Source organism: Floridaenema flaviceps BLCC-F50 (assembly GCF_041929275.2).
Lineage (GTDB): Bacteria > Cyanobacteriota > Cyanobacteriia > Cyanobacteriales > Aerosakkonemataceae > Floridanema > Floridanema flaviceps.
Genome location: NZ_JBHFNR020000001.1, coordinates 914,494 through 932,968, shown reverse-complemented (window position 1 = coordinate 932,968; position 18,475 = coordinate 914,494). Strand labels below are relative to the sequence as shown.

General features: G+C 41.8%; 21 protein-coding genes and 1 tRNA gene. 11 read left to right on the top strand and 11 right to left on the bottom strand.

All coding sequences use genetic code 11. The annotated features are described in order from the left end of the window. Positions 1–201 precede the first annotated feature (201 nt). Positions 202–675, top strand: coding sequence for a GNAT family N-acetyltransferase (locus ACE1CI_RS04495; protein WP_413262106.1), 474 nt, complete (start codon positions 202–204; stop codon positions 673–675). A gap of 157 nt (positions 676–832) precedes the next feature. Here ACE1CI_RS04495 and ACE1CI_RS04490 read toward each other — a convergent pair whose 3' ends face one another. From ACE1CI_RS04490 to ACE1CI_RS04475, 4 genes are all read right to left on the bottom strand, one after another. Further along, entirely contained in the window at positions 833–1,666 is an 834-nt protein-coding gene (locus tag ACE1CI_RS04490) for a sensor histidine kinase (RefSeq protein WP_413262108.1), read from the bottom strand. Positions 1,667–1,822: 156 nt separating this feature from the next. Beyond that, entirely contained in the window at positions 1,823–2,407 is a 585-nt protein-coding gene (locus ACE1CI_RS04485) for an L-threonylcarbamoyladenylate synthase (protein ID WP_413262109.1), read from the bottom strand. Positions 2,408–2,442: 35 nt separating this feature from the next. Then, positions 2,443–3,495 carry a HemK family protein methyltransferase gene (locus ACE1CI_RS04480; protein ID WP_496615233.1) on the bottom strand — a complete coding sequence of 351 codons (1,053 nt, stop codon included), beginning with the start codon at positions 3,493–3,495 and terminating at the stop codon, positions 2,443–2,445. 108 nt (positions 3,496–3,603) lie between these two features. Continuing rightward, positions 3,604–4,473, bottom strand: coding sequence for a Tic22 family protein (locus tag ACE1CI_RS04475; RefSeq protein ID WP_413266297.1), 870 nt, complete (start codon positions 4,471–4,473; stop codon positions 3,604–3,606). A 273-nt stretch (positions 4,474–4,746) separates the two neighbouring features. Here ACE1CI_RS04475 and ACE1CI_RS04470 point away from each other — a divergent pair, with 273 nt between their 5' ends. Beyond that, positions 4,747–6,045: an ABC transporter substrate-binding protein gene (locus ACE1CI_RS04470; RefSeq protein ID WP_413266298.1), complete on the top strand. Its 1,299-nt coding sequence runs from the start codon at positions 4,747–4,749 to the stop codon at positions 6,043–6,045. An 18-nt stretch (positions 6,046–6,063) separates the two neighbouring features. On the opposite strand, the gene ACE1CI_RS04465 is transcribed toward ACE1CI_RS04470, so the two are convergent. Together ACE1CI_RS04465 and ACE1CI_RS04460 are read right to left on the bottom strand one after the other, a co-directional pair. Further along, a tRNA-Pro gene (locus ACE1CI_RS04465) sits at positions 6,064–6,137 on the bottom strand. A 161-nt stretch (positions 6,138–6,298) separates the two neighbouring features. Next, positions 6,299–6,826, bottom strand: coding sequence for a GNAT family N-acetyltransferase (locus ACE1CI_RS04460; protein WP_413266338.1), 528 nt, complete (start codon positions 6,824–6,826; stop codon positions 6,299–6,301). Between the two features lie 519 nt (positions 6,827–7,345). On the opposite strand from ACE1CI_RS04460, the gene ACE1CI_RS04455 reads away from it, so the two are divergent. The 3 genes from ACE1CI_RS04455 (at position 7,346) to ACE1CI_RS04445 (ending at position 9,684) form a co-directional block, all read left to right on the top strand. Further along, a complete protein-coding gene (locus ACE1CI_RS04455; protein WP_413266339.1) occupies positions 7,346–8,065 on the top strand; it encodes a hypothetical protein in 720 nt (239 codons plus the stop codon). Positions 8,066–8,221: 156 nt separating this feature from the next. Further along, positions 8,222–9,127: an alpha/beta fold hydrolase gene (locus ACE1CI_RS04450; protein WP_413266299.1), complete on the top strand. Its 906-nt coding sequence runs from the start codon at positions 8,222–8,224 to the stop codon at positions 9,125–9,127. 92 nt (positions 9,128–9,219) lie between these two features. Beyond that, complete coding sequence (locus ACE1CI_RS04445; RefSeq protein ID WP_413266300.1) at positions 9,220–9,684, top strand: DUF29 domain-containing protein; 465 nt, start codon at positions 9,220–9,222, stop codon at positions 9,682–9,684. A gap of 19 nt (positions 9,685–9,703) precedes the next feature. On the opposite strand, the gene ACE1CI_RS04440 is transcribed toward ACE1CI_RS04445, so the two are convergent. Together ACE1CI_RS04440 and tsaD are read right to left on the bottom strand one after the other, a co-directional pair. Continuing rightward, a complete protein-coding gene (locus tag ACE1CI_RS04440) occupies positions 9,704–10,309 on the bottom strand; it encodes a Uma2 family endonuclease (protein ID WP_496615232.1) in 606 nt (201 codons plus the stop codon). A 100-nt stretch (positions 10,310–10,409) separates the two neighbouring features. Continuing rightward, positions 10,410–11,453: a tRNA (adenosine(37)-N6)-threonylcarbamoyltransferase complex transferase subunit TsaD gene (gene tsaD / locus ACE1CI_RS04435; RefSeq protein WP_413266302.1), complete on the bottom strand. Its 1,044-nt coding sequence runs from the start codon at positions 11,451–11,453 to the stop codon at positions 10,410–10,412. Between the two features lie 183 nt (positions 11,454–11,636). Between tsaD and ACE1CI_RS04430 the strand changes: the two genes are divergently transcribed. The 4 genes from ACE1CI_RS04430 (at position 11,637) to ACE1CI_RS04415 (ending at position 13,504) form a co-directional block, all read left to right on the top strand. Then, positions 11,637–12,143 (top strand): Photosystem I reaction center subunit III, encoded by a 507-nt coding sequence (locus ACE1CI_RS04430; protein ID WP_413266303.1) that lies wholly within the window; start codon positions 11,637–11,639, stop codon positions 12,141–12,143. A gap of 39 nt (positions 12,144–12,182) precedes the next feature. Continuing rightward, complete coding sequence (psaJ, locus tag ACE1CI_RS04425; RefSeq protein WP_413266304.1) at positions 12,183–12,311, top strand: photosystem I reaction center subunit IX; 129 nt, start codon at positions 12,183–12,185, stop codon at positions 12,309–12,311. A 299-nt stretch (positions 12,312–12,610) separates the two neighbouring features. Continuing rightward, positions 12,611–12,745 carry a photosystem I reaction center subunit IX gene (locus tag ACE1CI_RS04420; protein ID WP_413266305.1) on the top strand — a complete coding sequence of 45 codons (135 nt, stop codon included), beginning with the start codon at positions 12,611–12,613 and terminating at the stop codon, positions 12,743–12,745. Positions 12,746–12,967: 222 nt separating this feature from the next. After that, a complete protein-coding gene (locus ACE1CI_RS04415; protein WP_413266306.1) occupies positions 12,968–13,504 on the top strand; it encodes a photosystem I reaction center subunit XI in 537 nt (178 codons plus the stop codon). A 179-nt stretch (positions 13,505–13,683) separates the two neighbouring features. Here the strand turns inward: ACE1CI_RS04415 and ACE1CI_RS04410 are convergent, their stop codons facing one another. The 3 genes from ACE1CI_RS04410 to remA form a co-directional block, all read right to left on the bottom strand. Next, positions 13,684–14,286 carry a DUF6174 domain-containing protein gene (locus tag ACE1CI_RS04410; RefSeq protein ID WP_413266307.1) on the bottom strand — a complete coding sequence of 201 codons (603 nt, stop codon included), beginning with the start codon at positions 14,284–14,286 and terminating at the stop codon, positions 13,684–13,686. Between the two features lie 164 nt (positions 14,287–14,450). Next, positions 14,451–15,008, bottom strand: coding sequence for a guanylate kinase (gmk, locus tag ACE1CI_RS04405; protein ID WP_413266308.1), 558 nt, complete (start codon positions 15,006–15,008; stop codon positions 14,451–14,453). 184 nt (positions 15,009–15,192) lie between these two features. Continuing rightward, entirely contained in the window at positions 15,193–15,459 is a 267-nt protein-coding gene (gene remA, locus ACE1CI_RS04400; protein WP_073593291.1) for an extracellular matrix/biofilm regulator RemA, read from the bottom strand. Positions 15,460–15,913: 454 nt separating this feature from the next. Between remA and ACE1CI_RS04395 the strand changes: the two genes are divergently transcribed. Both ACE1CI_RS04395 and ACE1CI_RS04390 read left to right on the top strand, forming a co-directional pair. After that, positions 15,914–16,630 (top strand): choice-of-anchor W domain-containing protein, encoded by a 717-nt coding sequence (locus tag ACE1CI_RS04395; RefSeq protein WP_413266309.1) that lies wholly within the window; start codon positions 15,914–15,916, stop codon positions 16,628–16,630. A gap of 123 nt (positions 16,631–16,753) precedes the next feature. Beyond that, positions 16,754–18,475, top strand: a complete 1,722-nt coding sequence (locus ACE1CI_RS04390; RefSeq protein ID WP_413266310.1) for an Rqc2 family fibronectin-binding protein — start codon at positions 16,754–16,756, stop codon at positions 18,473–18,475.

The following is an 18,475-nucleotide window of genomic DNA, read 5'->3' as shown; positions in this document are numbered from 1 at the left end:
TGAAATGGTAGTAGGTAGTAGGTAGTAGGTAGTGGGATAAGAATGAGGGTTAAAGAATGGGGTTTTTCTGACTATCTTGATTTTTATTCCAATTACCAACTACCTACTACCCATTATCAAATGATTCAGTGTTTTTAGACACCACACAATTCTAATTTAATTAGTAAAATAACTCGGTAATATACTGGGGGTTATTAAGGAATGAAGTGTGGTCAAATTCGGGTTTGCGATCGCCAATCAGATGTAGATATTGTCCAGCTACAAGGATTATTTAAACTCGCTGCTTTTTGGGCGCAAAACCGTTCATTTGAGGATTTGGAAATTGCGATCGCGAACAGCGATCCCGTAATTACAATTTGGGATGACGATCGCTTAATTGGATTTACTAGAGCTAATTCTGATTGCGTTTTTCGGGCTACAATTTGGGATGTGGTAATTCACCCAGATTATCGAGGTCAAGGTTTAGGGCGTAAGTTAATCGAAACTTTACTCGATCATCCCCGCGTTCGGCGCGTGGAAAGAGTTTATTTAATGACTACTTATCAACAAGGATTTTATCTCAAGTTAGGATTTGAATTTCCTAATCCTAGTACTGCTATGGTACTCTACAATCAACGCCGAATTAATTCTGCTTCCGCAAAAGCGATCGAGCAAATGTTTGAAAAAACAGTTTAAAATTTGAATATATAGTTGGCGGTTAAAACCGCACCTACACAAAACTTAGTCCGCCTACGCGGACTTCCAGAAAATAAAAATTTCAAAACCTGCTTCCGGCAGGTTTTGTCTGTATAGCCTGCGACTTTAGTCGCTAGGGCAATTTGGCAAAATTCCTTTAACCTTCAGCATCAAGTATTTCCTTTTTACACAAAGGAATTGAACACTGAATTTTGGTAAATTTTGAATTTTCCTCAACCAAGGGAACTGCGATAACTTCTAAATGCCCTTTCATTAATTCCAGGATAGTTTGACTCATCATCAAAGATAATCCGGGTGAAAGGGTAAAATCTTCATTCAAAGGTAAGGGTTCTTTGTCTTCTGTTGAAATGCCTTTTAATAAATCTATAGGTTCGCTTAAAGCCTCTGCTGGACGTTCATCTTCCACGCAAATATTAACATATTCGGTTGCTGGATCTAAATGTACAGAAACTCGTACATTTATCGGTTCTGCATATTTTAGCGGAGTATCTACTAAGTTTAACAATACCTGTCTTAACCAGCGCGGATCTGCTAATACAAAAATTTCTGATGCGGGTGTTTCAATTGTTAACCGATGATTGCGATTTGCTGCTTGTAAATGAGTTAAATCGTAGACTTGAGAGAGAATTTCTGCTAATTGTAAAGGTTGAATATCTAACCGATTTGTACCATATTCTGTGCGAGAAACATTGAGAATTTCATCGATTAAACCTACGAGTTTTAAAGCTGAAGCATGAGCTTGTTGGACAAATTCTCGTTCTTCTTCGGGACTTTCACACAAATCAGAAATAATTAGTTGGTGCAGACCGATGAGACTATTTAAGGGCGATCGCAATTCATGGGAAATCCTTGCCAAAAAACCTGCTTTAAATTGGCTCATTTCCGCAGCAAGATGATAAGCTGCATTAGTCAGCTTAAGTTGTTCAGAAAGAGCAGAAACACTAGGTTGAGAATCTTGAGGCTTGTTCATCAAAATGAGGATTTAAAAATTAGTTATTAAACTGTTTACTTTCACCAAATTAAATTTATCAAATTTCTAGCTCAGCAAGACAATAATAATTTACCACTTGCCAAAGGTTAAAGAACTCAGGATCAGCTTTTTTTTACCTTCAGCCTTAAAGCCTTGTTACACTAGCTTAATTGCTCCTTGTCGGAGAATTTGCCAACCATTATTTGTCCATTTAGCAACTGTGGAAGGAACGCCACCAGCCTGATTCTTCAATTCTTCCTCCCATAATAGAGTCAGAACATCAGGAAATTGCGCGTCAATTTCTGCCATAGTTTCTAGTGGTGGCTGACCAGATAAATTAGCACTAGTAGTGGCTAAAGGGCCAGTTTGGGCTAAAATTTGGCGAGCGATAGTACTATTGGGCACCCTTATACCAATAGTAGTCGGATCGAGAGGATTGACCTCGATCGGTACTCGATCGGAGGCAGGTAATACTAACGTTAACGCACCCGGCCAATATCGATCGCTAACTTCCTGCCAAATTTGGAATTCTTGGATATTTCCGCTACAAAAAGGCCAAAGTTCCTCAGCAGTTGCTGCCATCAAAATTAGTGGCTTATCTTGACTCCGCTGTTTAGCTTCAAAGATTAAACGAGAATTTTTTGGCTTAGCTGCTAATGCGGGTACTGTATCTGTAGGAAAACTGACTACAGAACTAGATTTTGCACCATCTATTAAGGCATCTATTGAAACCTTCATTATTGATATACTTTAAAAGTAATTGGTTAATATTGAGATTATTTCTTTTCCGAACAAAAGGCTAATACAAAGCGATCGATCCCTGACAAATCAGCGAAAACTTGGATATTACAGTAGCTTCCTTGATTGTTTAACAATTCTACTACTGCCTCAGTTTGTCCAGCCATAGTTTCTATCAACCAAATTCCGCCCGGAAGTAAGTATTCTGGCGCTGATGCTACCAACAACCGGATACAATCTAATCCATCATTCCCGCCATCAAGGGCTAAATGTGGTTCATGATTTGCCACTTCCGGTTGTAAAGTTGGCACGATATTACTAGGAATATAAGGCGGATTTGATACCATCCCAGTCAGTTTACCTTTTAAATTTTGTAAAGGTGCAAACCAAGAACCTTGATAAAAGTTAATTCTGGGCAAAAATCCCAAACGTTGAGCATTTTCTTGAGCAATATTTAAAGCCTCGATACTTCGATCCACTGCATGAATTATGGCATGAGGAAAAGCATCTGCCAAACCAATTGCGATCGCACCACTCCCCGTCCCTAAGTCTGCCCAATGAGTCGGGGACTGGGGACTGGGGATTGGGGACTGGGAAGAAGTGGGGGGGTGGGGAGGTAGGGGGGTGGGGGGAGTTTCTAGTTCTAGATCTCTCCCCATCTCCCCATCTCCCCATCTCCCCACCTCCCCATCCCCCCACCTCCCCACCTCCCCATCCCCCCACCTCCCCTGCACTGCTTCTACTGCTAAATCAATTAAAATTTCCGTTTCTGGGCGAGGAATAAGAACTGCGGGAGAAACAATTAAAGAGAAATTTCGCCAAGGAGTAATTCCGGTAATATATTGCACTGGCAATCTTTCTTGTAGTCGCTTTTGCCACAATTGGTTTAGTTTTGATAGGGGCATAGTTAGGGGGATTTGCGATCGATCTTTAAACAACTCCAACCGCAAAGATAAAGTACTTAACCCTGCCACTTCCTGCAAAATCCAATCCACTTCCATTGGCGAAACATCAGCCAATTTTGCCTCACTAATAGCAGCAATTCGCCACTCCCAAAGTTCTAAACCAGAAACAACTTTTTCTTCAGACATTTTTGATTACTAAATTAAGAGCAAGATCCCCGACTTCTTCAAGAAGTCGGGGATCTGGACTCCAGATCCCCGACTTCTTCAAGAAGTCGGGGATCTGGACAACCGTAATCACTTACGTTGCTGATTATTAGCCGGAGTATTTGTTGGGCGTGATTGATTATTTTGTTGAGGAGTTCTTGTTGGTGCAGCTTGATTTCCCGATGCCGGAGGATTTTGGTTATTTTGCTGCATTTGGGTTAACAAAGCCCGCAATAAATCCCGTGATTCCTTAGATGGAATTAGCTCAATTTTGCTCAACCATTCCTCTTTACGATTCTTCCAAGCATCTATCAATCCTTCCAAAGGTATAACATCTATTTGCAAAGAAGATGCTAAATCGGGTTGTTGTTTTTTAATTCGCTCTGCTTCCGCCTGTACTTCTTCTTTACTGAAAAAGAAAGGAATAATTTGTTGATCTCCTCGTTGAGCAGCCAAATAATTTTTATTCGGTCCACCGCTCAAGACAAACAAAGGTACACCATTAAATTCATTCACATTTTGCCCACTTTGGCGCAACACTGTCAACGCCGAATCCACCTGTTGTTGAGTAGGTACATAAGCAAAATTCAGCGCCTCTGGCTTATTTTTATTAGCTTCCTCTAGCTGATAAACTTCTGCTAAAGACCTGGGGACAACCTGCATATTATTAGCCAGTTGGGGATTTTCAGTTTTCATTTTTTCTAAAAAAGCCTGAGCATCCTTTTGACTAATGAAAATTCCGGCAACTTTTGCTGTACTATTTTGCTGCTGATTGCGAATTTCTCTAATTAAGGTCTGACCACTTTCGTTATTAATGGTAAAGACTAATACAGGTGCTAACTTTTGCAAAATTTGTTCTTGAGTAAGAGCCAGTACCTCTAAAGTACCAATCAGCAGAGAGCTTAACAGGGTACTGCCAACAATAGCCAGAGATGCGCCTTTGCGAAAAATTGATTTCATATACCTCTCCTAAAAAAATCTCAGCAGGAAAAATTACACATTCAGACACTTAACTAGGTATCCTATCTGATAGTTTTCTTGGCGCAATCTGCGACCAGTTTGTTTATCGCACAATATTAACTAATTAGTCCTCTGTCAATAGAACATTTGAAGATATTACAGCATTTCATTGGTTAAATTGTACTGATTCTGACTAGGCTGTAAGGAAAAGAGTTCCATTAAGAGAATCAAGTTGACTACATTGTTAGTAATGCCTCAATAGAGAAAAATTATATGAATCAGCCAAAAAGAACTCAACTACAGTGTACCAAAGTGGCAAAGTTGCTCTTTTGTGGAGGAGCGATCGCACTACTCTCACTCGCTGCTGCTTGTCAAAATAACACATCTTCGGATTCTGGACTCAAAATAGGCACTCTCCTGCCCATAACCGGAGATTTAGCTCAATTTGGCGCTTCTATGCAGGACAGTGCTAGCCTACTCGTGAAAACGGTAAATCAATGTGGTGGCGTTTTAGGTCAACAAGTACAGTTAATTTCGGAAAATGACCAAACTAACCCTGCTGCTGGTGCTGCTGCCATGACTAAATTAGCAGAGGTGAATCGCGTCGGGGGAGTAGTAGGTGCTGCCGGAACTAGTATTTCTAGTGCTGCTGTGGATATTGCGGTGCGGAATCAGGTAGTACAAATTTCTCCTTCCAGCACTGGCCCCATTTTTACAGAAAGAGCGAAAAAAGGTGATTTTCGCGGGTTTTGGTTCCGTACTGCGCCGCCAGATAATTTCCAAGGTCAAGCTTTAGCCAAATTAGCACAGGCTAGGGGTTTTAAAACTGTCTCGGTTTTAGCGCTCAATAATGACTATGGCAGAGGTTTGGTAAATTCTTTTACTTCGGCTTTTACGCCTTTAGGGGGCAAGGTTTTAAATCAGGCGAAACCTACTTACTATCCCCCTGATGCTTCTAGTTTTGAATCAGAGGTAGCAGCGGCTTTTCAAGGTAATCCTGATGCGGTTTTATTAGTTGCTTACCCGGAAACTGGGAGTTTAATCCTGAAAGCAGCTTATCAGCAGGGTTTATTAGGGAAGAAAACCCAAGTCATGCTGACAGATGGGATGAAAGATTTAAAGATTGCCGAACTGGTAGGGAAAAACGCTCAAGGAGGATATATTACTACGGGGATGATTGGTACTGCTGCTAGTGCTGGAGGTGCGGCTTTAAAACAGTTTAACGATCGCTACAAAACCGCCTACAATAATCGTCAACCCGTAGTTTATGACCCTAACACTTGGGATGCCGCAGCAGTGCTAGTATTAGCCGCAGAAGCTGCCAAATCTACTTCTGGTAGTGCTATTAAAGACAAAATCCGGGAAGTAGCTAATCCCCCAGGACAGAATGTTTCTGATGTTTGCCAAGCGCTTTCTCTGATTCGCCAAGGTAAAAAGATTAACTATCAAGGTGCTAGTGGAAATTTAGACTTTGATTCCCAAGGGGATGTGACAGGGAATTATGATGTTTGGACGATCGACAAAAACGGACAGCTGAAAGTTGTTAGTACAATCAGTGTCCGAGGTTCCTAAGTGGAGTTACTTAAAGAATCGGGATGAGAGGATTTGAACCTCCGGCATCCTGCTCCCAAAGCAGGCGCGCTACCAAGCTGCGCTACATCCCGGTTGGCAACTTTCTTAGTATACCATTTTCTTTGAAATTTGCTACACCTTATTTTGGCAAAAGTTTTGGGCATAACGATCGCGCTTCTGCCAGGTGGAGCAGATTCAAGCGAGAATAGTATTAAGCGCTGACTTATTGTCGCCTTTCGGTTCGGTCGGTAAATTAATTGGGATACCAAAACATCCCTTTAATGCCTTCCGGGTCAGAAATAAAACCTAAGCCATGATAGAAATCGAGCACATGAGGATCGGCAAATAAAGTAATGTTGCTAATATCCTCACTGCGGAGTTTTTTAATCATGTACTTCATCAGTGCTTTGCCGAGACCTTTGCCTTGGAAATCAGGGTGAACCACTACATCCCAGATAGTGGCATTAAAGGCATGGTCAGATGTAGCTCTAGCAAAACCAATCAGGCGCTTGCGGTTGCCTTTGACTTCCCACATGGAACCCACAAGGAAACTGTGTTGAAGAGCCTTTTTGACCTTTCGCAGGGGACGGCGGGACCATCCCACTGCGTCGCAGAGTTCTTCTAGTTCGTACAAATCAATGTCCCGCTCGGTAGAGAAAAATATGCGACCATTACGGTTAGGCGAATCTCCTGAACCTGCGATCGGATATTCTTCTACTTGTTTGCCCCCAGTTGAAGAGGCATTGTCAAAATCGCTAAACCAGCTTTTCCAAAAACCCATGCAGCCGTGGTTATCGTAGTAATAAGGAAGTTGGGTAGGCGTACTAGTGCTCCAAGGCTCCAAGGCTCCAAGGCTCCAAGGCTCCAAGGCTCCAAGGCTCCAAGGTAGAAGGTAGAAGGTAGAAGGTAGAAGGCTCCAAGGCAGAAGATAAAAATTCACCTTGTCCCCTTGTCACCTTGTCCCCTTGTCACCTTGTCCCAAGAGTCCCCTTGTCACCTTGTCCCCTTGTCCTCTTGTCCCCCCTGCTCCGAAAGCTCCCTACCACCCTGCACTAGTTAGTATATCTTTACGTATCCCCCTAATGCTTGACCTAATTGCGGTATTTAGTCGGTGAGTAGGGAAATTTCCCCAAAACTCAATTCATCTGCAATTTTGACCAACTTAGGTGGTAAACAGTCTATGCTCTTTGGGAGAGGTAGTTGGTAAAACCATTGCCAGGAAATCCCATCGCCTTAAAGCGTAAGAACATTTGAAAATTAGCCAGACTTTGAATCTGGTTTGTTATTTTAATTGCCCATGATGGCCCAGGGTTTAAAATCATCCACTCTAGAACTTCTAAAACGGTTCAATCGATCGTTTCCCCAATTTTACGAACAGTTTGTCAGTAGCGAGAGTCAACTGCAAAACTTAAGGTTAGCTTATCGACTCTTCAAAACCAAACGAGCGGTTATTGAAATGAAACCGGAAGGCAATAAAAGTGCGCTTTACTTTGCCTACCGAAATCAGTCATTCCTGTTGAGCGACATTTTTGGCGTACTAGCTGCTTATGGCTTAACTATCCATAGTCTGAGCCTGTACGGTCAAATTCGCCCCCCAATGCTGGTGTTTATTAAGTTAGTCGTTTCTCGTGGTAGCAAGGCTTTAACAGAGAAAACCTCTGAAAATGTCTGCCGCGCCATTCGAGAAGCACTAGCGGGACGCTTTGAGGTCGAAGAAATGCTGGCGGTGGAATTCAATCTCGATGCTGGTTTAGAACAGGTAGAAACTGATTTCCACGTTGACCAAGTATTTCATTTACCAGCGCTGTTAATTGAAGCGGATAACCAGCCGGGATTGTTTTACAAGGTAATGTATGCTATCTGGCAAGAAGATCTGCTAGTGATTAGCGCCAATTTGCTGGTATGGCGGGGACGTACTCGCTTAATACTTTATCTTTTAGGCCCCAATGAAAGCTTGATTCCAGAATATCTCGGACAAAAAATCGCTGAAAGCGTCAAGCTAAGATTGATGGGTCGATGATTGTCTAAGGGAACAGGCAACAGGGAACAAAATTTCTGCGATCTTTTCCTGTCACATTTCCCAGCGGCTAAGCTGATGTGGTGGAAGTTGTCCAAATGCTTGCTATGAGTTGTGTAAGGGGAGTCAAGAGAGCCCCCATTGATATAGGATCTATGTATGGCAAGCATCGACATCCGGGGTACAGCACACGCTTATGAGTTGACGGCTCCTACTGCTAGGAGTGATGTTTTGGTTTTCGTTCACGGTTGGCTGTTGAGTCGTCGCTATTGGCAACCTCTAATCGAGCAGTTGGCACCAAGTTATCAGTGCCTCTGTTATGATTTGCGGGGGTTTGGTGATTCCCAAATTGGTGAGCAAAATCAGAATCGGGTAGATTGTCTGGATAAGTCTTTGGTTGAAACGGTAACTGCTAAGGCTGCTCTTTATACTCCAGCTGTCTATGCTAATGAGTTGGGTCTTTTACTTAAAGAGTTAAATATTTCTAGTGCTTGGTTGGTGGGGCATTCTTTGGGTGGTACGATCGCTCTCTGGGCAGCACAACAGTTTCCTGAGTCCGTCAAAGGAGTAATTTGTATTAACGCTGGCGGTGGTATTTATCTCAAGGAAGCTTTTGAGCAATTTCGTTCTGTAGGTCAGCAGTTAGTCAAGTATCGTCCGCGAATTCTCCGTTATTTACCAGGGATTGATTTTATATTTGCTCGTGATAGTGTAGCACGTCCAGTCGATCGATCTTGGGGTCGTCAAAGGGTAATTGATTTTGTCATGGCGCACCCGGAAGCAGCTTTAGGAACTTTACTAGACTCAACAACAGAAGCAGAAGTTAATACTCTGCCAAAAATAGTTTCGCAACTTAAGCAACCTGTGTATTTTATCGCTGGTGCCAATGACAAGGTTATGGAACCAAAATATGTGCGCCATTTAGCTAGTTTTCATCCCTTATTTGAATGCTGTGGAAATAATGTAATTGAAATTCCCAATTGCGGACATTTGGCTATGCTAGAACAGCCAGATGTGGTGGCAAAAGAAATTAGTAGTATTCTGACTCGTTATGAAAGAGAGTGAGCTTGCTGTTAGTTTTGGAATTGGCGCGATCGCAAATTAGCATACTTCTTAGAAGATGTTTTAAATTTTAATTTATAGAAAAGGAAGGCGTAATGAGTGTCATTGATTTAAAAACTCTTTATGAGACTGACGAATTTGAATGGCTACAGCTAACTATTCAATTACTAAAAAATCGGCAATTAGATTCGCTTGATTTAGAAAATTTAATTGAGCAATTAGAAGAATTGAGTAGAAGAGATAAAAACGAAGTATCTAGCCTTTTAAAGCAAATTATTATCCATTTATTATTGCTTGAATATTGGACGAATGAAAGAGAACTTAATGCTAATCACTGGAGAAGTGAAATTTACGGCTTCCGCGATCAGTTGGATGAAATTCTAACAACAACTTTGCGAAACTATCTAGCAGAAAACCTAGATTCAATTTACAAACGTGCGCTTGGTCGCGTGCAACAAAAAACTGGTAATACAGTTAAATTCCCTCTTGAATGTCCCTATTCCTTTAAGCAGCTGCTCGACTTAAATTGGTTCCCTAATCAACCAGGGGATAGTGATTAATAGCGGTGAAGTTAGCAGATTAACGAGGCAAAATATCTTCAAACCGAAGTTGTAAGTTCTTTAGCAGAGGAGAAACTATCTGTTGACCAAGACGAAATTGTTGTTGAGTATAATCTTCTTCAATTAGTTGGCAAATCGTAACAGTTGGTTGTTTGGGTTTACCAATAAAAGCCACACCTCCTAAGCCTAAATAATCAACAATCCAATACTCAGGAATTCCAAAAAGCGCATATTCTTCAACTTTTCGAGCGTAATCTGTTTCCCAGTTGGTGCTGACAACTTCTACTACTATTTTGATCGATCGCCCTAAAGTAATCACAGGTTCTCTTTGCCATAAAGGTTCATTGGCAAGGACAGTTTCATCTAATACGACAATATCAGGACGACGGGCAGTAGCGACATCTGCAAAAGGACGAATTAAACAAGTGCGAGGAATGAACCAAGGGAGTTTTTCTGCTGTAATAGCAATCCCAATTTGAGTTGCTAGTTTACCGCTAACGGTTTCGTGAAGTCCCGTTGGTTCCATATCAACTAACTCTCCGTCAGCAAGTTCGTAGCGAGGATTATTACCATATTGAGCGAGAAATGTTTCAAAGGTTAAAGGTTTTTGGGTGGTGTAAGTCATTGTTTATTTGTTAATAATTCTGCCCAGATCCCCGACTTCTTCAAGAAGTCGGGGATCTCTAGCGCCCAGATCCCCGACTTCTTGAAGAAGTCGGGGATCTCTAGTTATAAAGCTGCATGACTTGAGAGAGGGGAAGGCGCGATCGCACTCCCAAACTCAAACTCGAACCATGCCCCCGATTCAAATGATCCGCCGCCGCACAACCGATCATCGCGGCATTGTCAGTACAAAATTTCATTGGGGGAAACATCACTTGTAAATTATGGGAAGCAGCTGCTTCCTGTAAATGTTTCCTCAGTCCACTGTTCGCTGCTACTCCTCCGCCTACGGCAATGGTGTTTAGTCCGTAGTCTTGGGCGCAAGCGATCGCTCTTTTCGTCAAAGCTTTAGCGACTGTATCCTGAAAACTAGCCGCAATGTCATTTACTGGCAGCGGATTTTGCCCTTCTTGCTCTAATCTTTGGGTTAACCGCAATACCGCCGTCTTTAAACCACTAAAACTAGAATCGTAAGGGTGAAAACCGCCATTGGGTAAAGAAATCTTGCCTTCTGGTAAAGGGAAAGCGTTGGGATTACCTGATTTTGCCAATTTGTCAATTACTGGCCCACCAGGATAACCTAATGCCAACAATCGCGCCACTTTATCGAACGCTTCCCCCGCTGCATCATCGCGAGTTTCGCCTAATGTTTCGTAAACTCCACAATCCTTAACATAAATTAAACTTGTGTGACCCCCGGAAACCAGCAAACAAAGAAAAGGTGGTTCTAAATCCGGGGAACTCAGGTAAGAGGCGTAAATATGCCCTTCCAGGTGATGTACGCCTAAAAATGGCTTCTGATGCAGAATCGCCAATGTTTTCGCCGCACTTAACCCGACTAACAAAGCGCCGACTAATCCAGGGGCGCAGGTGGCAGCAATGCCGTCAATCTCTGACCAGTTTAAACCCGCTTGTTGAAATGCTTGGGCAATCCCTTCGTTAATCGTTTCTACGTGCTGGCGGGAGGCGACTTCTGGGACAACGCCGCCGTATTGTTGATGGACGGGGATTTGAGAGGCAATGATACTGCTGTAAACTTGTCGATCGCGCACGATCGCCACCGCTGTTTCATCACAACTGGTTTCTATTGCTAAAATTGTCGCCATTGCTCACTCTGGGGAAAATGTTGAGAACTAGTTTGAGAAACTTTAACTTTTGTTCACTTCAACTTTACTAAAATTACCAAGCAAGAGTATTATTTCTTCCTAGATCAGCGTTTTCGACTGTACAAATTATCTCAGCTTTTTGTACAACAAACTTATTGTTTTGTAACAAAAGGAAACAATCCGATGCGACGCTTGTTCGCTTTAATTCTAACAATCAGCCTTTGGTTCAGCTTTGCTCCTGCTGCTTCTGCTTCTGGTGTGGACGACTCCTCTGTTTTAGTACCCTGTAAGGAGTCTCCCGCTTTCCAACAACGCTATAAAGATGTCCGCCCCACAACTGCCGATCCCGAATCAGGGAAAAAGCGTCTCGATCGCTATTCTGAAGCAATGTGTGGCCCAGAAGGGCTACCTCATTTGATTGTAGATGGTAGCTTAGATCATGCTGGCGACTTCTTAATCCCCAGTATTTTGTTTCTCTACATTACTGGTTGGATTGGCTGGGTTGGTCGTGCCTATCTGCAAGCTGTTAAGAAAGAAAAATCTCCAGAAGAAAAAGAGATCATCATCGATGTACCACTGGCTGTTTCCAAAATGCTCACAGGCCCATTATGGCCTTTGTTGGCATTAAAAGAATTCACCACTGGTGAATTAGTAGCTGACGACAGTAAAATCCCTGTTTCACCTCGCTAGTTTAGTTTTTGGCTCTGAAAATCTTGGAGGATTTTTCTCATGCAATATTTCCTGAAGTATCTTTCTACCGCTCCTGTTATAACGACAATTTGGTTGTTTATCACTGCGGGGATTTTGATTGAATTTAACCGCTTTTTCCCTGACTTGCTATTCCATCCCATGCCATAGAATATCTCTTTCGGCATAGTTTCTGGATGGTTTGGTTATACCTACGGGAGTATGCTAGTTCCTGCTTTTGGCAGTAGCATTAGGTAGAACTGGCAACACGCTCCGACAATTTTATCTGATGTTTAAAACTCGCGATCGTTTACAAGCGTTGGTGTAGCGTTAAGTAAACAATCGCGAGTTTATTGTTTCTAACCTGGGAATGATTTTTAAATATTTAAATTTTGTAACTTGGTAATGAGAAGCTGCACTGATTGGTCTTCCGTGTAGAGCTTTCCTTGTCAAGTTAAGAGGAGTTTTAAATGCAGTTAAACTATTTCGTCAAATATCTTTCTCTGGCACCTGTTCTGTTGTTTGTTTTGCTATCAGTACAGGCAGTAATTTTGATTGTGTTTAACTACTATTTCCCGGACTTATTGTTTCATCCAATGCCATAAAAGAGCTTGTTCAATTCAGTTTGGCAATGCTCAGATCCCCGACTTGTCGAACAAGTCGGGGATCTAGAGATCTGTTAATTAAGTGTATTTTGTATTTTTCAATTACTAATGTTTATGACTTTTGAGGGAGTTTTCATTAGCAGAGTTTTATAAAGTTAAGTAAAGAGATTTTTGTTTTGCTCAAAGCATGATCTTTGTAGTTTATCGGCTGAGAATAGCAATATGCAAACGGTAGTTAGATCGATCGATCGATCGAAAGACAGACCCAGAGATCCCAGAAATCGTGAAGTGGTTCACCCAGCTTTTGACGATCCACAAATCGGTAATTTAGAAACCCCAATTAATGCTTCGGCTTTTACCAAAGCATACATTAACAATTTGCCAGCTTATCGTCAGGGTTTATCACCAATTCGCCGGGGTTTAGAAGTAGGAATGGCGCACGGTTATTGGCTAATCGGCCCATTTGCCAAGTTAGGGCCATTACGTGATTCAGACATTCCTAATTTAGCGGGATTAATTTCAACAGTTGGGTTGTTGGTAATTTCGACGATCGCCATTTCCCTCTATGCTGGTAGCAATCCCCCCAATCCCACTGTAACTGTCACCACACCCAGACCACCACAAGCATTAAATACCTCTGAAGGTTGGAACGAATATGGTAGTGGTTTTCTAATTGGTGGAATTGGCGGCGCTTTGCTTGCTTATGCACTGCTAGCTTTGGATATTCCCCATTTTATTACCACTTACCTGTTCCAATAAATTAGCTTATTAGCTGATTTTAAAAATCGAGAAACCAAAGTTTTAAATTAAACTGGTTTCTCGATTCTGTTGGTTGTAACGACTTCAGTCGGTTGCCTGTTCGTTGTAACGACTTCAGTCGGTTGCCTGTTCGTTGTAACGACTTCAGTCGGTGCCGTGCGATCGCACGTTTAAGTTTATTATGGTTGGGAGAAGCGCCTATTTGATTGAGCTTCTAAACTATTAATTGTGAGAAAGAGTTCTTCATCTGCCATTTGCTTATTGTAATCAATGGTGATTTGGGTTGGATAGCCTAAACTGGGATGATATTTAACATCAACCTTGTAGGCATTTTGGGCAATTGCTGAACGAATAATTTCAAAGAGCTTATCGATCGAATCGTACTTTTGAAAGAACTCTCTATTGACTCTATTTCTGCTAGTTTCTGGAGTAATTGAAGCAGTCCTACCAGAACGAACATTAATATTAACTGGTTGAGTTAGATCGGTTGGGCAAAAACAACTAACACGCAAGGTATAACGGTAGTTTCTCAATTTTTGTTTAGCCCATAATTCCTGGTTTTTTCGTAACTCTTCGGAATTTGAACTTGCCAAAGCCAGTAAATTTCTTTCAGCCAACACAGGTAAGTTTGATTGAGCCATCAAAAGGGTTCCGGTGCTACTGCATAGCCCAGTTGTTAATCTAGATTCTTGACTATTACTTGCATAAGCAGAATCGACGTTCAAAATCACTAATAAGCTGGTGATTAACCAGAATAACTTTTTTATAGATTTACTCAACATTTCCCTCAACCTATAGTCTAAATTTTTGGATAACGTGAAATTATTGACTGTGACTGCAAGGAAAAGTTCCACAACTTAGAATAAAGCCAATACACAAAACCTATAGTAGAAAATATTGGTTACTACCAACATTAATCCACTATAGGTCGCCCTCAGAAATTAATTTAGCATGGTACAAAAAGTGCTGCTTCCAGATTTTCCAAAGCTTTGTCCAAGTCGTCATTGACAATTTGAATATCAAACTCATTAGCGGCGTTAATCTCTTCTTGGGCACGGCGCAAACGTTTGGTGATAGCTTCTTCTGTTTCTGTTCCCCGGCGGCGGATTCTTTGCTCTAATTCCCAAAGTGAAGGAGGTAAAATAAACAACCGCAAAGCTTGCGGAAAAGTGCGGCGAATTTGTCTTGCACCTTCTAGTTCAATTTCTAAAATTACCCACTTCCCTTGGGAAATGAGGTCTTCCACTTGTAAGCGAGGTGTACCATAATAGTTACCCGCAAATTCTGCCCATTCCAACAATTCTTCATCTGCTACCATTTGCTGGAACTTTTCCACATTAACGAAATAATAGTCTATACCGTTAATTTCTCCGGGACGAGGTGAACGGGTAGTTACAGAGATAGAAAGTACCAACTCTGGGTGCTGCATTAGGAGTTTTCGCAGTAAGGTACCTTTGCCAACTCCACTTGGCCCTGTAAAAACAATCAGTTTGCCTGTTTTCATAAGATTGATTTGAGATTTGAGATTTTAGATTTTAAATTGTCATTTGTCATTTGTCATTTGTGATTTGTCATTTGTTAAGAATTTTTTGGTGATTACCGATGATTCTTGAGAGATGACCTTTGAACGACAGCCTTTGACTGATGAGCAATAAAAATCCAAAATTTCAAATCTGAAACTGACCAGCTTAGTGTTCGTTAGCCGTAGCCTCTTTGCTGATGACAAAGCGATTAGCGACTGTTTCCGGTTGAATTGCCGAGAGAATTACATGGCTGGAGTCAGTAATAATTACTGCTCTGGTGCGTCGTCCGTAGGTGGCATCAATCAGTTGCCCTCTATCTCTGGCATCTGTAATGATGCGTTTAATAGGGGCGGATTCTGGACTGACAATGGCGACTACTCGACTTGCAGAGACGATGTTCCCAAAACCAATGTTGATCAGCTGAATATCCATGACAGATTGACGGCCTAGCAGTATGAGGAGCTTTTACGATTCTATTTCCATGATAAATCCAACAATAGCGAGTTACAAGGCTAAAAACCAAGAAATCAATTGTTTTTAGTTTTTCTTCCGGTTTTTTCACCTTTTTCGGAATTTTACTTCTCTCTAAAGGTATAGAAGTAAAAACTCAGCTTTTATTCCTAGTTTTGGGGGACTGGGGACTGGGGACTGAGGACTGAATTGCTTAATGAATCAAGCATTTTAGGAATTAATCAGGTTTACTTATGACCAGAAGGACGAAAGAGCTAAGATTTAATAAAAATAATTACTTAATATAGGCAAGAAGAGAAACGCTGGTCTAGTTTAGAAAAAAGGTAAATCGGGTACCTAAAAACACTGGAAATAGAATATTAATTATCTCTTAGGCATCCTAACAAATAAATCTATCGGGTAGCGATTAACAACAATGATTAACTTACGTAACACATTTTTTACCTTAGCAGTAGTTGGTTTAGGAGCGGTTTCTGTGCCTAAAGCGGCTGATGCTTTTACTGTAATCGATCGCACTGGTTTTACCGATACAGATTTTAACAATCTGCGGGCAACGGGACAATTTACGGAATTGTTCGTTGCTGAAAGTCGCATTGGTAACGCTAGTTTAGACCCCTCAGAACGGGAATTTGGAATTAATGATGCTAGCGGTACGCCTGTTGCCGCAGGTGATTTTTGGTGGGCAAACAATCAGTCAGTAAACTTTACCCTAGAATACACGGGAAGCTTGGTTAATTATATTGTTGGTGGTAAAACGATCGATAGTGTTTTTAGTGGTTCTGTAACTGATATTTTCCTCCGTACTAAGTCTGTTGCTGATAGCACTATGGCACTGAGCAATCTCGTTTTTGAGGGTCTGGGAATTAGTAATCTGTCTTCTTCGGGCGATGATGTTGATTATCTACAAATTAGTAATATAACTGCTCCCTTTACTCTGTCTGGTACTTCATTGATGCTTTGGAGTTTTACGGGTGCTCCACCAATGCGTTCTAATTTGGCATATCAAATTAAGGTTGGTAATAGTACACCAATGGAAAGTGTACCTGAACCTGGTACTGTGGGGGCGTTGCTGGCGGCTGGTGTTCTGTCTGTTGGGTTGAAGAAAAAGCAAAAAGTTGTTCAATCACCCTAGATCCCCGACTTCTTGAAGAAGTCGGGGATCTAGTCGCCTTAATCTTTTGTAATAATGTCTCGTTATCTGAGAAGATAGTAATAGATAGAAAATTACCTGTTCACCAAAGAAAAATCGGCTGTTTTGCAACCCGTTGATTTTACGACACTGACAGCTGCTTGTGAGGAATTAAGGGCTGGCTGGCTACCATCGCGCTTGGAACAAGTATATCAGCGCGATCGCTTCACCATATCTCTAGCGCTCCGCACTTTAAAAGGTCGAGGTTGGCTAGATATTTCTTGGCATCCCCAAGCGGCAAGACTCTGCATTGCTGCGCCACCACCGAAAGCACCCGACACATTTACTTTTAGTCAACAACTGCGTCATCAACTTGGCGGTTTAGCTTTAACAGCAGTTACGGAAATAGCACCTTGGGAAAGGGTTTTAGATTTTCAGTTTGGCAAACGTCCGGGAGATCCACCACTTTGGCATCTTTATGTCGAAATCATGAGTAAATACAGCAATGTGATTTTGACTGATGCTGACAACATTATTATTACTGCGGCGCACCAAGTTAATGAACAACAATCTAGCGTTCGCCCGATTTTGACTGGACAACGTTACGAAGTACCACCTTTACTTTCCGATCCGATTCCTAGTTTGAGCGAGTCTCAACAACGTTGGCAAGAACGGATTAGTTTAATACCGGGAAACTTGGGGCGTTGTTTGCTCAAAAGTTATCGGGGTTTGAGTTCGGCGTTAGTGCAGTCGATGGTGCAAGCGGCTGGACTTGACCCGAACCAATCCACTGATACTTTAACTCAATCGGATTGGCAAGGATTGTTTCAAAAGTGGCAGGAATGGTTGTTAGTTCTGGAAAAAAGTAACTCGGCTTTTATTCCTGGGTGGACTCAACAGGGGTATACGGTGTTGGGTTGGGGTGTGGTTGAGCCTGCTCCCGATGTTCATTCTTTGCTCGATCGCTACTACACTAATCAATTAAATCAGCAAGAATTTACTCAACTTCGCCATCAACTGACTCAGAAACTAAATAATATTCTGGGAAAACTACGGCAAAAGGCACAAGGTTTTGAGCAACGGTTACAGCAATCTGACACAGCAGATCAACATCGTCAACAAGCTGATTTACTAATGGCGCATCTGCATGAGTGGGAACCTGGAATGAAGTCCATTATTTTAGCAGATTTTGACACTGCTGAACCTGTAAAAATTAAGTTAGATCCGGAAAAAAATGCTGTACAAAATGCCCAAGCTCTTTACAAAATTCACCAAAAGCTCAAGCGGGCTCGCAATGCAGTTGAACCACTATTAGCTGAAGTAAAGGCAGAGATTTATTACTTGGAACAGGTAGAGGCGGCTTTAGCTCAAACTGAGTTTTATAGTAGTACAGAAGATCTGCAAACTTTAACGGAAATTCGGGAAGAATTGATTCAACAAAAGTATCTGGAAGACCCAGAATATCGCGCTGCTACTAGATCCGAGTCGGAGTCGCATCCTTACCGATTTCAGACTCCTAGCGGTTTTGAACTGTTAGTTGGACGGAACAACCGCCAAAATGATTATCTCACATTTCGGTTAGCAGGTGATTACGATCTTTGGTTCCATACTCAAGAGATTGCTGGTAGTCATGTGCTGATGCGTTTAGAACCGGGAATGGTGGCTGAGGAAGCAGATTTACAGTATGCCGCCGATCTTGCTGCTTACTATAGTCGTTCTCGACAAAGCGATCGCGTTCCGGTAGTATATACCGAACCTAAACATATTTATAAACCCAAGGGAGCCAAACCAGGCGTTGCGATCTATAAGCAAGAAAGGATTATCTGGGGTCGTCCTCAATTAAGGTAG

What these genes read in the sequence shown, in the direction of transcription:
- ACE1CI_RS04495 (WP_413262106.1), top strand. Translation starts at nt 202, where the DNA reads ATGAAGTGTGGTCAAATTCGGGTTTGCGATCGCCAATCAGATGTAGAT.
- ACE1CI_RS04490 (WP_413262108.1), bottom strand. Translation starts at nt 1,666, where the DNA reads ATGAACAAGCCTCAAGATTCTCAACCTAGTGTTTCTGCTCTTTCTGAA.
- ACE1CI_RS04480 (WP_496615233.1), bottom strand. Translation starts at nt 3,495, where the DNA reads ATGTCTGAAGAAAAAGTTGTTTCTGGTTTAGAACTTTGGGAGTGGCGA.
- ACE1CI_RS04475 (WP_413266297.1), bottom strand. Translation starts at nt 4,473, where the DNA reads ATGAAATCAATTTTTCGCAAAGGCGCATCTCTGGCTATTGTTGGCAGT.
- ACE1CI_RS04470 (WP_413266298.1), top strand. Translation starts at nt 4,747, where the DNA reads ATGAATCAGCCAAAAAGAACTCAACTACAGTGTACCAAAGTGGCAAAG.
- ACE1CI_RS04460 (WP_413266338.1), bottom strand. Translation starts at nt 6,826, where the DNA reads ATGGGTTTTTGGAAAAGCTGGTTTAGCGATTTTGACAATGCCTCTTCA.
- ACE1CI_RS04455 (WP_413266339.1), top strand. Translation starts at nt 7,346, where the DNA reads ATGGCCCAGGGTTTAAAATCATCCACTCTAGAACTTCTAAAACGGTTC.
- ACE1CI_RS04450 (WP_413266299.1), top strand. Translation starts at nt 8,222, where the DNA reads ATGGCAAGCATCGACATCCGGGGTACAGCACACGCTTATGAGTTGACG.
- ACE1CI_RS04445 (WP_413266300.1), top strand. Translation starts at nt 9,220, where the DNA reads ATGAGTGTCATTGATTTAAAAACTCTTTATGAGACTGACGAATTTGAA.
- ACE1CI_RS04440 (WP_496615232.1), bottom strand. Translation starts at nt 10,309, where the DNA reads ATGACTTACACCACCCAAAAACCTTTAACCTTTGAAACATTTCTCGCT.
- tsaD (WP_413266302.1), bottom strand. Translation starts at nt 11,453, where the DNA reads ATGGCGACAATTTTAGCAATAGAAACCAGTTGTGATGAAACAGCGGTG.
- ACE1CI_RS04430 (WP_413266303.1), top strand. Translation starts at nt 11,637, where the DNA reads ATGCGACGCTTGTTCGCTTTAATTCTAACAATCAGCCTTTGGTTCAGC.
- psaJ (WP_413266304.1), top strand. Translation starts at nt 12,183, where the DNA reads ATGCAATATTTCCTGAAGTATCTTTCTACCGCTCCTGTTATAACGACA.
- ACE1CI_RS04420 (WP_413266305.1), top strand. Translation starts at nt 12,611, where the DNA reads ATGCAGTTAAACTATTTCGTCAAATATCTTTCTCTGGCACCTGTTCTG.
- ACE1CI_RS04415 (WP_413266306.1), top strand. Translation starts at nt 12,968, where the DNA reads ATGCAAACGGTAGTTAGATCGATCGATCGATCGAAAGACAGACCCAGA.
- ACE1CI_RS04410 (WP_413266307.1), bottom strand. Translation starts at nt 14,286, where the DNA reads ATGTTGAGTAAATCTATAAAAAAGTTATTCTGGTTAATCACCAGCTTA.
- gmk (WP_413266308.1), bottom strand. Translation starts at nt 15,008, where the DNA reads ATGAAAACAGGCAAACTGATTGTTTTTACAGGGCCAAGTGGAGTTGGC.
- remA (WP_073593291.1), bottom strand. Translation starts at nt 15,459, where the DNA reads ATGGATATTCAGCTGATCAACATTGGTTTTGGGAACATCGTCTCTGCA.
- ACE1CI_RS04395 (WP_413266309.1), top strand. Translation starts at nt 15,914, where the DNA reads ATGATTAACTTACGTAACACATTTTTTACCTTAGCAGTAGTTGGTTTA.